Annotated in this window: 10 protein-coding genes; 3 read left to right on the top strand and 7 right to left on the bottom strand. The window is 63.3% G+C overall.

Annotated features, from left to right (window positions below; translation table 11 throughout):
- Positions 1-85: 85 nt before the first annotated feature.
- Entirely contained in the window at positions 86-2,617 is a 2,532-nt protein-coding gene (locus V1280_RS27370) for a metallophosphoesterase family protein (protein WP_334531394.1), read from the bottom strand.
- A gap of 321 nt (positions 2,618-2,938) precedes the next feature.
- Positions 2,939-4,750 (bottom strand): translation elongation factor 4, encoded by a 1,812-nt coding sequence (lepA, locus tag V1280_RS27365; RefSeq protein WP_334531391.1) that lies wholly within the window; start codon positions 4,748-4,750, stop codon positions 2,939-2,941.
- Positions 4,751-4,863: 113 nt separating this feature from the next.
- On the opposite strand from lepA, the gene V1280_RS27360 reads away from it, so the two are divergent.
- A complete protein-coding gene (locus V1280_RS27360; RefSeq protein ID WP_334531388.1) occupies positions 4,864-6,489 on the top strand; it encodes a glycosyltransferase family 39 protein in 1,626 nt (541 codons plus the stop codon).
- Positions 6,490-6,498: 9 nt separating this feature from the next.
- On the opposite strand, the gene V1280_RS27355 is transcribed toward V1280_RS27360, so the two are convergent.
- The 5 genes from V1280_RS27355 to V1280_RS27335 all read right to left on the bottom strand — a co-directional run bounded on the left by V1280_RS27355 (position 6,499) and on the right by V1280_RS27335 (position 10,575).
- Positions 6,499-6,816 carry an HPr family phosphocarrier protein gene (locus V1280_RS27355; protein ID WP_027535784.1) on the bottom strand — a complete coding sequence of 106 codons (318 nt, stop codon included), beginning with the start codon at positions 6,814-6,816 and terminating at the stop codon, positions 6,499-6,501.
- Entirely contained in the window at positions 6,813-7,214 is a 402-nt protein-coding gene (locus tag V1280_RS27350; RefSeq protein ID WP_007597752.1) for a PTS sugar transporter subunit IIA, read from the bottom strand. The genes V1280_RS27355 and V1280_RS27350 overlap by 4 nt, the downstream gene beginning before the upstream one ends.
- Before the next feature lie 207 nt (positions 7,215-7,421).
- The gene (locus V1280_RS27345; RefSeq protein WP_334531379.1) at positions 7,422-7,871 is read right to left on the bottom strand and encodes an HPr kinase/phosphorylase; all 450 of its coding nucleotides are present in this window, start codon (positions 7,869-7,871) and stop codon (positions 7,422-7,424) included.
- Positions 7,872-7,882: 11 nt separating this feature from the next.
- Positions 7,883-9,673: a sensor histidine kinase gene (locus tag V1280_RS27340; RefSeq protein ID WP_148775967.1), complete on the bottom strand. Its 1,791-nt coding sequence runs from the start codon at positions 9,671-9,673 to the stop codon at positions 7,883-7,885.
- Positions 9,674-9,873: 200 nt separating this feature from the next.
- Positions 9,874-10,575: a response regulator transcription factor gene (locus V1280_RS27335; protein WP_148775966.1), complete on the bottom strand. Its 702-nt coding sequence runs from the start codon at positions 10,573-10,575 to the stop codon at positions 9,874-9,876.
- Positions 10,576-10,814: 239 nt separating this feature from the next.
- On the opposite strand from V1280_RS27335, the gene V1280_RS27330 reads away from it, so the two are divergent.
- Together V1280_RS27330 and V1280_RS27325 are read left to right on the top strand one after the other, a co-directional pair.
- Positions 10,815-11,549 carry a HugZ family pyridoxamine 5'-phosphate oxidase gene (locus V1280_RS27330; protein ID WP_334531373.1) on the top strand — a complete coding sequence of 245 codons (735 nt, stop codon included), beginning with the start codon at positions 10,815-10,817 and terminating at the stop codon, positions 11,547-11,549.
- A gap of 132 nt (positions 11,550-11,681) precedes the next feature.
- Entirely contained in the window at positions 11,682-14,276 is a 2,595-nt protein-coding gene (locus V1280_RS27325; protein WP_334531370.1) for a CHAT domain-containing tetratricopeptide repeat protein, read from the top strand.
- Positions 14,277-14,293: the final 17 nt, after the last annotated feature.

The raw sequence follows: 14,293 nt of genomic DNA, 5'->3' as shown, positions 1-14,293 counted from the left end.
GCGATCTCCGTCTCAACTTGACCGTACTAGAAAATCGTTAAGAATCCTAGTTCACCCGGTCGGTGCGGGCAAGGGAACTTCCGCTTCATGGGACCGTGGGAACCACGGGGTCGGCTTGGTCTCCGACGTTCCCGATGATCCTAAGCATGTCGAAAACGCATTGTTGTGCCAATATTTGGGCGTCCTGCCCGATTTCTTTGGCCATTTCCCCCTTCGGATCGTCGTCGTTGGGGGCACATTCGTTAATTCTTGATGCCGCATTGTCCGATCCAAGCGTGATGACGGCGAGTACGGCGCCGGGCTCGGTGTCGAGCTCATCGCCCTTGGCATTCCGACCTCCCTGGTGAAAGACCGGCAGTGCCAGCACCCAATGCGAATTGAGTGCGCCGGACGAGGCCGGCCTGATCAGAGATTTGCTGGTTGGATCGTTTTTCCACGCGATAATCTGTCGCTGCAGAAAGGCGGCTCCGGCCACGCCACCCCCGAGAGGCACCTTGTAGTTTCCATCCGGTATTGGGCCCTGCGTCAAGGCAGGCCGAAGGCAAAGATCGTTGGGCTCGTACAACATCAGGAAGACAGTCTGGTTTTCCGCACGGTCGTACTCGAACCGAAAACGCATCATGAGGCTTCTTGCGAGCCGGTTGAAGCGCTCCTGACACTTCTTGACGATGTCGCCGCCGCAAGATCCGTCGAAAAGTCGCGCGAGCATTTTCCGGTAGGCGGTCGAACGGTCGCAAACCTTCTGTGGCGCACGCGGATTGGGGACGCGCCATTGCAGGCTGTAGGAACATCCGGGGACCGGATGATCAATTACCACTTCCCATGATCGCTCTCTTGCATCGTAGGTCAGCTCTCGCATTTCCTCTTTTGCGAGATCGTTGTCGGAGATGAGTTGAGGCCGAGGCTGATCACGTCTGGGACGTTGCTCTGGAAGGTAGCGCAAAGGAAAGTCCGGTATGTCGGGATGACGCCGGCAGCGCGGCCTCGGCGCGATGCCTTCAAGATTGGGAGGAAACGTCACCCGTATCGTCAATTTTTCGATCGGATAGCTGATATGTGAGCCAACCTCCTCATACCCGTAGTCAGGATCTCCAGCGCCGCCCTGATGATGCGACCGTTGTTCGATTTCCCACTGACTCATCGCCATGCTGTTGGCAGCCGCCTCACGGATCGCAAAGGTGAGCGGTTGTTGGTCGGCTCTCAGCGGCTCGTGGAAGTTCAACCAGTGGAAGCTATCCGCCGGAGCCTTGGGGTCGTTCAGAGGAAATATGTTGTCTTTATCGTCTCGCACGCACAGACTGACCCGATCACGCCCTTCCTCTAGTTCAACGTCCAGACGGGTGTCGTGAGGGGCGAGATCGACGTTCGAGACAAGGCCCGTCAGGGTCAGATCCTTGTCTATCACCCTCAATTGCGACGTTGTGTCGAGGCTGCGCATATGACCAACCTCGTCGATCACGACATCAGAGATTAGCTGCTTTGCCTTGATGCCGGTTCGGTCCAGGGCGCGGGCGAAGGCGCGCCGCTTGAGTATTTCGATCGGTTCGCGATAGTCCCGCTCATCCTGCAAATTACCCTGCCAGAAAGTCCGCACCTTCAACCGACCGTTGGGCTCGGTCCCGATATCGCGGAGCGTGTTGTCGGACGGAGCCTCATCACGCTTCGCGGTGCTCCCGCCGGCAAGCACCAGGATTGGATATCGCTCCGGACGATCGGCACCCAACTCAACTCTTGCGAATTGTGGCCGGTGCTTGTGGCCATGCAGAACCAGGTCGTACTTCAAGCGCTGCAGCTCATGCACGAGATCGCCGCTGTTCTTGAGGATCAGGAAAGGCTCGAGCCTGGCCTCTCGATCCGCGTCATCGAGAGATTTGTCGCGGACCGCGATCGGCATCGGGTGGTGATGCAGAACGGCGACCCGGAGCAAGATACCTCCATCTTCCGCCTCTTTCGGTGCCGTCGCGCTGCAGGGGCAGGTTGCAAGCAAGTTCGAGGGTTTAATCCTCTCGATCTGGTTCCTTCCAATCGTTCCGGTCGCAAAGACGAACTGGCGTAACGATGGATTGTTGGAATCGAGGCATGTGATGAGTGTCCGGTCGTGGATGCTCCGGGTCGGCCATCGTTTGCCGGCTCTCCGATAGTCGCAGCTCTGCAGTCGTCCATCGCATGTGTCGGTCCGCGTCGCTACCGAAAGCCAGTTGCTTGGCTGCATCCGGCGAAACCGCGGAAATTTCGTCCAGCGCAGCGTTTCGGCATTGAGGCCGAGTTTGAAGCCCAGGTCCGATTGAAGCTTGTCTCTCAAACTCGTCGTGTCATGGAACATGACGCGATCGAACCATTTTGCGCTGCCGGGATGTAGAAAGTTGCCGAGGTCGAGGAGATCGTGATTTCCAGGAACGACGAAGAATTCAGTATCATCGCCGCATCGCTTGCAGAGGTCCTGAAGCTCGCTTTTGGCCGCAAGCAGCAGCAGCGGATCGGGGTCGTCGGTGAAATCCCCCGAGGCTATGATCGTTTTCGGATGGAATGCGGCGATCTCACTCTTGATTCGGTTCCAGACGTCGACGACAAATGACCTGCCAAAATGGATATCTGAAATATGGGCGATGCGGGCCATCGATGCTCCTCCCCGCCGTTAACCGCAATGCTTCACTATAGGCGGGGTTACAAACACTCGTAAAGGTAGAATCCTTCGCGCGATCTGTTCGATACTCCTATCGAACGCTCTTGCATTGCCGATCGGCTGGCTGCCTTCGGCGGTGCTGAAACCCTGAGGGGAATGATCGCACTTTGCCGGTGTTTTGCCCGACGAGTCAACCAATATTCGCAAAAATCGAAAAGGCGCTTTGCCGACAACGCGTCGGCTACTGTGCATGGGGTTGTTTTCGAGATTTGCGCTGTCCGGCCCCGGGCATCCCCGGCCGAACCCCGACCAGCCTCAGCTGTCGACCTTCAGCGCGGCAATGAAGGCTTCCTGCGGGATGTCGACCTTGCCGAACTGCCGCATCTTCTTCTTGCCTTCCTTCTGCTTCTCCAGAAGTTTGCGCTTACGCGTGATGTCGCCGCCGTAGCACTTGGCGGTGACGTCCTTGCGCAGCGCGCGCACGGTCTCGCGCGCGATCACCTTGCCGCCGATCGCCGCCTGGATCGGGATCTGGAACATGTGCGGCGGGATCAGGTCCTTCATCTTCTCGACCATGGCGCGGCCGCGGCCCTCCGCGCGGGTGCGATGCACCAGCATCGAGAGCGCGTCGACCGGCTCGTTGTTGACGAGGATCTGCATCTTGACGAGATCGGCCGGCTTGTAGTCGGTCAGATGATAGTCGAACGAGGCGTAGCCCTTGGAGACCGACTTCAGGCGGTCGTAGAAGTCGAACACCACTTCGTTGAGCGGCAGATCGTATTTCACCATCGCGCGGGAGCCGACATAGGTCAGCTCCTTCTGCGCGCCGCGACGGTCCTGGCACAGCTTCAGCACGCTGCCGAGATAGTCGTCGGGCGTGAGGATCGTCGCCTCGATCCAGGGCTCCTGGATCTCCGCGATCTTCACAACGTCGGGCATGTCGATCGGATTGTGGATCTCGATCTCGGAGCCGTCGTTGAGCTTCATCTTGTAGATGACGCTCGGCGCGGTCGCGATCAGGTTGAGATCGAACTCGCGCGACAGCCGCTCCTGGATGATCTCGAGGTGCAGCAGCCCGAGGAAGCCGCAGCGGAAGCCGAAGCCGAGTGCGGCCGAGGTTTCCATCTCGAAGGAGAAGCTGGCGTCGTTCAGGCGCAGCTTGCCCATCGCGGCGCGCAGCGTCTCGAAGTCGTCGGCGTCGACCGGGAACAGGCCGCAGAACACCACGGGGATCGCCGGCTTGAAGCCCGGCAGCATCTCGGTCACCGGCTTCCGGTCGTCGGTGATGGTGTCGCCGACGCGGGTGTCGGCGACTTCCTTGATCGCGGCGGTGATGAAGCCGATCTCGCCGGGGCCGAGCTCGTCGATCTGTGTCATCTTCGGCGTGAAGAAGCCGACGCGCTCGACGTCGTAGGCCGCGCCCGTGCCCATCATGCGGACGCGGCTGCCCTTCTTCATGACGCCGTCGACGACGCGGATCAGCACCACGACGCCGAGATAGACGTCGTACCAGCTGTCGACCAGCAGCGCCTTCAGGGTCGCGTCGCGATCGCCCTTCGGCGGCGGCAGGCGGGTGACGATGGCTTCCAGCACGTCGGGCACGCCGAGGCCGGTCTTGGCCGAGATCATCACCGCGTCGGACGCGTCGATGCCGATGACGTCCTCGATCTGCTGCTTGACCTTCTCGGGCTCGGCGGCCGGAAGGTCGACCTTGTTCAGGACCGGCACGATCTCGTGATTGTTGTCGAGCGCCTGGTAGACGTTGGCGAGCGTCTGCGCTTCGACGCCCTGGCTGGCGTCGACCACCAGCAGGGAACCCTCGCAGGCCGCCAGCGACCGCGAGACTTCGTAGGCGAAGTCGACGTGGCCGGGCGTGTCCATCAGGTTGAAGATGTAATCCTTGCCGTCCTTGGCGCGGTAGGCGAGGCGGACCGTCTGCGCCTTGATGGTGATGCCGCGCTCGCGCTCGATGTCCATGGAATCGAGCACCTGCTCCTTGCCCGCCATTTCACGGTCGGTGAGGCCGCCGGTCATCTGGATCAGGCGGTCGGCCAGCGTCGATTTGCCATGGTCGATATGGGCGACGATGGAGAAATTGCGGATGTTGGAAATGGGGACGGTCGTCATGGGCGCGGGATACCACTCACATCCCCGTGCGGCAACCATATTGCTGTATTTTCAGGGCCTTTCTTCACGCCAAGCTGATTCCACGGGAGCCCAAAACGCGCTACGCAACGGCGATGTCAACGACCTCGATCCCCTCCGCCCGGGCGCGCGCGAAGACCCGCCTCTCCTTTGACCGTTTCCGGGCCTGGCTGGTTGCCTGCGCAACCCACCCCTCGGCCCGGCTCTGGCTGGTGATCCAGCTCGCCATTCTGCACGCGGTGATCTGGACCTTCATCCTGATCAATCTCAAGGCGGCGCAGGACGTTCACATGGACGTCGCAGAAGCCTGGGGCTGGGGCCAGAAATTCCTGTGGGGCTACGGCAAGCATCCGCCGCTGTCGGGCTGGGTCGCCGGCGTCTGGTTCAAGGTGTTCCCGGCGACGGACTGGGCGACCTATGCGCTGGCGATGGCGACCGTCAGCGTCGGCATGGTGATCTGCTGGCTGGTCGCGTTGCGCGTGGTCGATCCGCGCCGCGCGTTCCTGGTCGTGGTGATGGTCGCGCTCTATCCGATCTTCAATTTCAAGGGCTTCAAGTACAATCCCGATCTGCTTCAGCTCGTCACTCTGCCGCTCGTCGTGCTCGCTTACCTCAATGCGTTCGAGAAGCGGAGCTGGCAGTCCGGAATCTGGCTCGGGCTCGCCGGCGCACTGGCGCTGATGACCAAATACTGGGTGCTGACCATGATCGGCGCCATTGGGCTCGCCGCGCTGATTCATCCGGAGCGCATGAAGTTCCTGCTGTCGCCGGCGCCCTGGGTCGCGATCGCGACGATGGTCGTTGCGATGATCCCGCACATCGTCTGGCTCGCGGATGCGCATTTCGTGCCGCTGACCTATGCCGGCGACACCTACAGCATCGAGGATGCCAGCCAGGTACGGCAGCTCGTGTTCGGTTATGTCCTGCACAATGCCGCGCTGCTGGCTCTTCCCGTGGCGCTCACCGCGCTCGCGATGGCGCTGGTGCCACCGTGGCTGACGCTGCTTGTGCGCGCTCCCTTGCGCATCGTCACGCGGGCCTGGGCGCGCGGCGCCAATGTGGGCGTCAATGTTTCCCAGGCACTGAACATCTGGATCATCCAGATCATCGTTGCAGCCGGGCCGCCGCTCGGCGCGCTCGCTTTCAGCATCTACATGAAGACCGATTGGGGTATCTCGCTGTTCTTCCTGGTGCCGCTTGCACTGGTCGCGATCCCCGCGCTGCGGGTGCAGAGTGCGGTGCTGTTCAACATCGTCGCGATCTGGCTGGTGCTCAGCGTTGCGACGCTCGTCGCCTCGCCCTGGATTGCGGCACGCGAGATGGCGGCGAATTCGGACAACACGGCGACTTATGGCGCACGCTCGGAGCTCGCGCGGGAACTGACGCAAGCCTGGCATTCGCGCTTCGCCTCGCGTTGGGCGATCGTCGCCGGCACGATGGAGTCGATCCAGCCGATGGTGTTCTACAGCCCGGATCATCCGGCTGCGTTCACGCCGAACGAGGCGTGGGGGTCCGGGCTGACGACACTCGACGACGTCAAGAAATACGGTTTTGTCGGCGTGTTCGATCCGACCGATGGTCGCTTGCCGGCATTTGAGAAGTGGGTGTCCGAGATCGCGCCGAACGCCGAACGCATGGTGATGACGACGCGCCGCTTCACCCACGGCAAGGCCGGCCCGTCGATGAGTTGGAACGTCTACATCGCGCCGCCGGAGAAGTGACCGAGGGGCCTAAACCCCTTCCTCGTTGAACTTGCTTTCAACGAGCTCGGTGATTGCCGCGAGCGCGGCCTCGGCATCGTCGCCGGCGGCGGCGACCGTGATCGTGGTGCCCGGTCCGGCCGCGAGCATCATCAGGCCCATGATCGAGGTGCCGCCGACGGTTTCGCCGCCGCGCGTCACCCACACCTGTGCGTTGAAACGCTCGACCGCCTGGACGAATTTCGCCGAGGCGCGCGCATGCAGGCCGCGCTTGTTGATGATCAGGAGCTCTTTGGAGATCGCGCCCGCGGGCACGCCCGTCCCGGCTTGTGGCGCGTCGTCGCTCATTTGCCGGCGAGCACTCGACTGGCGATGGTGACATATTTGCGGCCGGCTTCCTGGGCCATCGCGATCGCGTCGGGCAGCGGACGCTCCTCGCGCACCTTGGCGAGCTTCACCAGCATGGGCAGGTTGATGCCCGCGAGCACTTCGACCTTCGGCCGGCTCATGCAGGAAATCGCGAGGTTCGACGGGGTGCCGCCGAACATGTCGGTGAGGATCGCAACGCCGTCGCCTGAATCGACGCGGTTAACCGCCTCGATGATGTCGCTTCGGCACAGATCGGAATCGTCTTCGGCACCGATCGTAATCGCTTCGATTTGCTTTTGTGGGCCCATGACATGCTCAAGCGCTGCCTTGAATTCGTCGGCAAGGCGCCCGTGGGTCACAAGTACTAGACCAATCATCGGAAAACTCCCGCGGGCGCTTTTGGTGCACCGCACGAACGCGCCACTTTGACCATCCAGAGCCCCCGCGCAAGGGGGGATGTTGCGTATCTCCCTGAATCTAGACGGATGGATAAGGGGAGCTGCGCCGGTCTATTCGGTCGCGAGTGTGCGGTTCATATGGTTACCATTTCCCTTCGAACAATCGTCGGACGGCTTAAGGGAAGATTAACTCTTGGTAGTGGTTAAGGCCGCGACAACCAGGGGGAGGGGCTGGTAACCGGCTCCGACCGGGATTCGCGGTAATTCGACACCGGAAATGCTGGTTTTCAGGGCGTCCGGCGACGGAAGGCGCTCCGCGTCGGGCGCGGCGAGATCGACCACGAGGCCGACCGTCGCCTGTCCCACGAACTCGCAGCGGCGGATGCCGAGGCCCCGGATCTCGATCAGGCCGGCCAGGATGGTCGCAGGGCGGACCTCAATTTCGTTGCCGACTGTCGCCAGATAGACACGGTCATCGCCGACCAGAACGGCCCTTTCGACCACGCCTGCGCGCCCCGCCATGATCAAATCGAAGGCAAGGCGCGATTTGCCGGCGCCCGAGGGCCCGCGGATCAGCACCGCCAGGGGGCCGACCTTGACCGCGGAGGCGTGAACGCTCGACCCGGCTTCGTTCAAGCTGCCTTGGCTCATAGCGCCGGCAGTCTCACCACGAAGCGCGCGCCGGCAACCGTCGGCGCACCGTCCTCGTCGGCGGGGCCGGCGCGATTCTCCGCCCAGATGCGCCCGCCATGGGCGTCGACGATCTGCTTGGAGATCGACAGGCCGAGGCCGGAATTCTGGCCAAAGCCCTGATGCGGCCGGTCGGTATAGAAGCGCTCGAAGATACGCTCCAGCGCGTCGTCGCGGATGCCGGGGCCGTCGTCGTCGACCACGATCTCGATCTCGCCGCGGACACGGCGGCAGGTCAGCCGCACCTTGGCTCCGGCCTCCGAGAAGGACTGCGCGTTGGAGAGCAGGTTGGAGACCACCTGCCCGAGCCGCGAATCATGACCCGTGACCGCGAACGTGTCGGTCGGGCTGCGGCCCTCGAAGCGCGCCTCGACCGCGACGTCGTGGCCGAGTTTTGTCTCATTGGCGACGGCAACCAGCGTGCCCAGGAGCCGCTTGAGATCGACCGGGACCGCATCCTGTCGCTGCAATTCAGCATCGAGCCGGCTCGCATCCGAGATGTCCGAGATCAGGCGGTCGAGCCGCTTGACGTCGTGCTCGATCACCTCGAGCAGGCGGGCGCGGCTGGTCTCGTTGCGCGCCAGCGGCATCGTCTCGACCGCGGAGCGCAGCGAGGTCAGCGGGTTCTTCAGCTCATGGGCGACGTCGGCGGCGAACATCTCGATCGCCTCGATCCGCTTGTAGAGCGCGCCGGTCATATCGCGCAGCGCACCGGAGAGATGGCCGATCTCGTCGCGGCGGCGGGTGAAGTCGGGAATCTCGACGCGGGTCTTGATGCGGCGGCGGACCAGCTCGGCGCTGTCGGCGAGCCGGCGCACAGGACCTGCGATCGTGCTCGCAAGCAGCAGTGACAGCATGATCATGACCGCGGCGGCGACGCCGCCGACCTTCAGGATCGCGAGGCGCTCGGCCGTGACCATCTGATCGATTTCGTCGCCTTGCGTCGACAGCATCAGCGCGCCGTGGATGGCGCGCGCGCGCTGCACGGGGACCGCAACCGAGACAATCACCTCGCCGCGCGCATTGACCCGCACCATCGAGCGCTTCTGGCCCTGGAGCGCATCGGCCACTTCCACATAGCCATTGCCGTTCTCGCGCCCGAGTTCGCGATAGAGTGGCAGGTCGCCGCGGTTCAGCCAGGTGCGGGTTGCGACCATGGCGCGCTCGACCAGCCCGGGTTTCTCGGACGGCGGCGGCAGCGGAAAGGCCCTGAGAACGTCGAGGTCACGGCTGTCGAGCAACACCGAGCCGTTGGGATCGAAGATCCGCGCGCGGGTCTTGGTCGGCGAGATCAGCGTGCGCAACACCGGCGCCACGCGCTCGGGATTGATCGGAAAATCCAGCGAATCGTCGGGCCCGCCGTAGCTCTCGCCCAGTTTCAGATCGAGCAGCCGCTCGGGGTCGACGGTGATCGCATTGGTTTGCACCGTCGCCGAGGCGCCGATGGCGCCGGCGATGATTTCGGCCTGCACCAGCAGGCTTTGCGCGCGCGCGTCGATCAGGCCGGCGCGGAACTGCGACAGATAGAGGATGCTCGCGACCAGGGCGACGAGGCCCGCGAGGTTGAGCGAGACGATGCGGCGGGTGAGGCTCGAGAAGGACAGCGCGAAGAAGAACTGGCCGGCGCGCTTGAGCCAGTTCAGCGGTCCCCAGCCTCGCGCGACCGGCTTGTCCTCATGCTCCGAGGCGCCGTGGGCGGTAACGTCCTCGGCGTTCGAACTCGGATCAGGCTGCGTTCGGTCAAGCAATGCTTACGCCCGCGTTAGGACAGCTCGTGCGACGGTCCCCGCATCCTAGAGCATGATCCGGAAAAGTGTGCAGCGGTTTTCCGAAAAGATCATGCTCAAACAATAACCTAAAGCGCGACCACATCGCGCTTTAGAGCATGCCCGGTTCTGATGGAATCAGAACCGGCGCAGCCCTCATCTGTCGTGAAGGCGCGTGCGCCTCAGGCTTCCTTGAAGCGGTAGCCGACGCCGTACAGCGTCTCGATCATCTCGAAATCGTTGTCGGTCACCTTGAACTTCTTGCGCAGCCGCTTGATGTGGCTGTCGATGGTGCGGTCGTCGACATAGACCTGGTCGTCATAGGCGGCGTCCATCAGCGCGTTGCGGCTCTTGACCACGCCGGGCCGTGTCGCCAGTGCCTGCAGGATCAGGAATTCGGTGACCGTCAGCGTCACCGGTTCGTTTTTCCAGGTGCAGGTATGCCGTTCCGGATCCATGCGCAGCAGGCCTCGGTCGAGCGCCTTGGCATCGTTCTCCTTCGGCGCGACGGTCGGATCCTTCGGCGCCGAGCGGCGCAGCACCGCCTTGACGCGTTCGACCAGCAGGCGCTGCGAGAACGGTTTGCGGATGAAATCGTCGGCGCCCATCTTGAGGCCGAACAGCTCGTCGATCTCCTCGTCCTTGGAGGTCAGGAAGATCACCGGCAGGTCGGACTTCTGTCTGAGACGGCGCAGCGTCTCCATGCCGTCCATGCGCGGCATCTTGATATCGAGGATGGCGAGATCGGGCTGGGTGGTGCGGAAACCGTCGAGCGCGGAGGCGCCGTCGGTGTAGGTCATGATGCGATAGCCTTCGGCTTCCAGCGCGATCGAGACGGATGTGAGAATGTTGCGGTCGTCGTCGACCAAAGCGATTGTGGGCATGAGCCTCTGCTTTCTGCTTTCCGTTTGGGTCGTGGCTTAAACGGCGAGCAATCCAGTGATGCGCCGCATACATGGGTGCCAAATTGGCATTCGAACCTTGTCACCGAGCAATGCAAGCTGGGCTGAAGTGTGACCAAGTTCCGCGAAACACGGCAGATTCGCCGCATGTCGACCCATAACCCGGCCCTCGTTTACCCGAAAAAAGGCCCGCCTTGCAACCACCTGAGCCGAGAAAGCCCATGCAACCGACCTCTGATTTCGACCCCGGAAAGCTCGCCAAATCGCTGCTCAGGCGGTCGCGGCAGGGGGCGCTCGCGACGCTCATGCCGGGGAGCGGCGATCCCTACTGTTCCCTGATCAATCTGGCCAGCCATCCAGACGGTTCCCCGATCCTGCTGATCTCCCGATTGGCGGTTCATACCAAGAACATCCTCGCAGACAACCGGGTCTCCCTGATGCTGGACGAGCGCGCTGCGGGCGATCCGCTGGAAGGCGCCCGGATCATGCTGTCCGGCCGGGCCGAACCGGCCGAGGACGAGAGGGATCTGCTCCAGCGGCGGTATCTCAATGCCCATCCGTCGGCGGAAGCCTTTGTCTCATTTAAGGATTTCTCGTTCTTCCGGATCCACCCCACCGGAACCCATCTGGTCGCAGGCTTTGGCCGAATCGTCGATCTCAAGCCGGAACAGTTCCTCACGGACCTTGCGGGGGCCGAGGACCTGCTGGCGGCCGAGCAAGGCGCGGTCGAGCACATGAATGCCGACCACCGCGATGCCATGGGACTCTATGCGACAAAGCTGCTCAGTGCGGCCGAAGGGGACTGGCGCTGCACCGGCTGCGACCCCGAGGGCCTCGACATGCAGGAGGGCCAGACCGCGCTGCGGCTGGACTTCCCGGAGCGGGTGACGAATGGCACGGCGCTGCGCAAAATGCTGGTCAGGCTTGCGAGCGAAGCACGCGCCAAGACGGATTAGCCAAGACGGATTAGCCAATTCGGATTAGCCAAGACGGATTAAAAGACGGACCAGCTGCAACAATTTTGAACGCTGGCGCCCATCGCGGCGACCCAAGACCGTAATGGTCTGCGGTTGGCGGCGAGAGGGTTCATGACGCGTTGTCGTTTGGCATGGGTCGCGGGGCTGGCGCTCGCGATCACTGCATCGCTGGCCACGCCCGGCCTTGCCCAGAGGGCCAATCTCGCGACGGAGAGTGCCAGGATCAACGAGCTCACCAAGGCCGGCAGATATTCGGAAGCGCTTCCGTTGGCGCAAGGCATGGTCGCGGGCCTGGAGAAAAGCGACAACGGTCGCGAACTTGCGGCCGCCTTGAACAACCTCGGTCAGGTCTATGCCGGTCAGGGCCGGGACGACCTCGCCGAGCCGCTCTACAAGCGTTCGATCGCATTGATGGAGAAGTCGCTCGGTCTCGACAACGCACTGGTCGCGGCCGAACTGACCAATCTCGCCGCGCTGTATCAGCGGCAGAGCCGCTTTGCCGAGGCCGAGCCGCTGTTCAAGCGTGCGCTGGCCGTCCGGGAGAAGAGCCTGTCACGCGAGCATCCCGATGTCGGCCAGGCTCTCAACAATCTGGCCACGCTCTATGTCAGGCAGCAGCGCCAGGCCGAAGCCGAGCCGCTGTTTCAGCGCGCGCTCGCGATCTACCAGAAGGCCGCCGGGCCCGAGCATCCTGCGGTCGCCACGGTCCTGAACAACATTGGCCAGGTCGATCGCGATCTCGGTCGCGACGCCGAAGCCGAAGCGCCGATCAAGCGCTCGCTCGCGATCCGCGAAAAAGCGCTGGGGCCCGATCATCCCGACGTCGCGCGGTCCCTCAACAATCTCGCCGGCCTCTACGAGCACCAGCAGCGCTATGCCGATGCCGAACCGCTGTATCGCCGCGCGCTCGCCATCCGCGAGCGTGCGCTTGGGCCGGATCATCCGGACGTCGCGACATCCACCAGCAATCTCGCTTATTTCCTCTTTGTGTCCGGGCGAACGGCGGACGCGTTGCCGCTCGCGGAAAAAACGCTTGCGAACGATCGCGCGCAGCTGCGCGTGGTGCTGCCGATCCTGTTGGCGGCGCGCCAGCAAGCGCTGCTGCCGCAGGACAAGGCGCTGGACGAGGCGCTCGCCGCGATCCAGCGCGGCACGCAATCCTCCGCCGCTTCGGCCGTGAACAAGCTCGCGGTGCGGCTCGCCGCCGGCAGCGACCGGCTCGCCGAGCTGGTGCGCAAGGACCAGGATCTCGGAGCCGAATCTGAATCGCTTGACAAAGCGATCATCGCGGCCGTGTCGAAGCCGTCGGCGCAGCGCGATGTCGCCGCCGAGCAGCGCAGCCGCGCGCGGATCGCAGCCATCGCAAGCGAGCGCGCCGGCTTGCAGAAGGCGCTCGCTATTGAATTCCCCGACTATGCCTCGCTCTCCAACCCGCTGCCATTGACGGTCAAGGACGTCCAGCCCCTGCTGTCGGCCGATGAGGCGATGGTGCTCTATTCCGTCGTCGACAACCGCAGCTATGTCATCGCCATCACGCGCGAGGGCGCCGACTGGAAGGAAATTCCGCTTGGCGCAGACGCGCTGGCGCAGAAGGTCACGTCTTTCCGCAGGGGTCTCGATGTCGGCAAGGCGCGCGACGGCTCCGGCAAATCAGGCCTGTTCGACCTCGCGCTCGCCAACGAGCTCTATGTCACGCTGCTCGGACCGGTCGAGGCGCTCATCAAGGACAAGCGCAGCCTGCTCACAGTGCCGTCGGGCGCGCTCACCGCGCTGCCGTTTCATCTGCTCGTCACGGAGACACCGCAAGCTGCGATCCCGGATACGCTCGAAGGTTATCGCAGTGCTGCCTGGCTGCTGCGGCGTCAGGCTGTCTCGGTGCTGCCATCGGCGGTCAGCCTGAAATCGCTGCGCGCCTTTGCGCGTAGGGATCAGGGCGTCAAGCCGATGACCGGCTTTGGCGATCCCGTGTTCAATCCCGCCGAGGATGTCCCGTCCGACCGGCGCGCAGCGGGCGGCAAGGTTGCCGCGCGCAGCATCGCGACCATCGCTTACACCGACTTCTGGCGCGGCGCGGGCGTCGATCGCGCGCGGCTTGCGCAGGCGTTGCCGCAACTTCCCGATACTGCAGACGAGCTGAACGCCGTAGCGAAGGATGTCGGCGCGACTGATGCCGACATTCATCTCGGGCGCGATGCCAGCGAAGCGACGCTCAAGCGTGCACCGCTTGCTCAATACAGCATCATCTACTTTGCGACCCATGGCCTCGTCGCCGGCGACATCAAGGGTGTGGGCGAGCCATCGCTTGCGCTGTCGATTCCCGACCAGCCCTCAGAGCTCGACGATGGTCTGCTCACGGCGAGCGAAGTTGCCCAGCTCAAGCTCAATGCCGATTGGGTCGTGCTGTCGGCCTGCAACACCATCGCCGGCGACAAGCCGGGCGCCGAGGCCCTGTCGGGACTGGCGCGCGCCTTCTTTTATGCCGGCGCACGCGCGCTCTTGGTTTCGCATTGGGCAGTGGATTCGGAAGCTGCTACCCGCTTGACCACTTCGTCTTTCGATCTGCTCAAGAACGAACCAAAAATCGGCAGAGCCGAAGCTCTGCGGCGCGCGATGTTAACGTACGTTGATGACACCTCGTCGCCGCGGAATGCCTACCCTGCGATGTGGGGGCCGTTCGCGTTGATCGGCGAAGGTGCGGTACGATAGACCGGCGCACGATTGTG

This window comes from Bradyrhizobium sp. AZCC 2230, from assembly GCF_036924495.1.
Lineage (GTDB): Bacteria > Pseudomonadota > Alphaproteobacteria > Rhizobiales > Xanthobacteraceae > Bradyrhizobium > Bradyrhizobium rifense.
This window is presented reverse-complemented; position numbering and strand designations above follow the sequence as displayed.

Excerpts from the sequence above, each read along its gene's own strand:
- V1280_RS27325 (WP_334531370.1), top strand. The coding sequence starts at position 11,682 with ATGACGCGTTGTCGTTTGGCATGGGTCGCGGGGCTGGCGCTCGCGATC.
- V1280_RS27360 (WP_334531388.1), top strand. The coding sequence starts at position 4,864 with ATGTCAACGACCTCGATCCCCTCCGCCCGGGCGCGCGCGAAGACCCGC.
- V1280_RS27355 (WP_027535784.1), bottom strand. The coding sequence starts at position 6,816 with ATGAGCGACGACGCGCCACAAGCCGGGACGGGCGTGCCCGCGGGCGCG.
- V1280_RS27330 (WP_334531373.1), top strand. The coding sequence starts at position 10,815 with ATGCAACCGACCTCTGATTTCGACCCCGGAAAGCTCGCCAAATCGCTG.
- V1280_RS27350 (WP_007597752.1), bottom strand. The coding sequence starts at position 7,214 with ATGATTGGTCTAGTACTTGTGACCCACGGGCGCCTTGCCGACGAATTC.
- V1280_RS27335 (WP_148775966.1), bottom strand. The coding sequence starts at position 10,575 with ATGCCCACAATCGCTTTGGTCGACGACGACCGCAACATTCTCACATCC.
- V1280_RS27370 (WP_334531394.1), bottom strand. The coding sequence starts at position 2,617 with ATGGCCCGCATCGCCCATATTTCAGATATCCATTTTGGCAGGTCATTT.
- lepA (WP_334531391.1), bottom strand. The coding sequence starts at position 4,750 with ATGACGACCGTCCCCATTTCCAACATCCGCAATTTCTCCATCGTCGCC.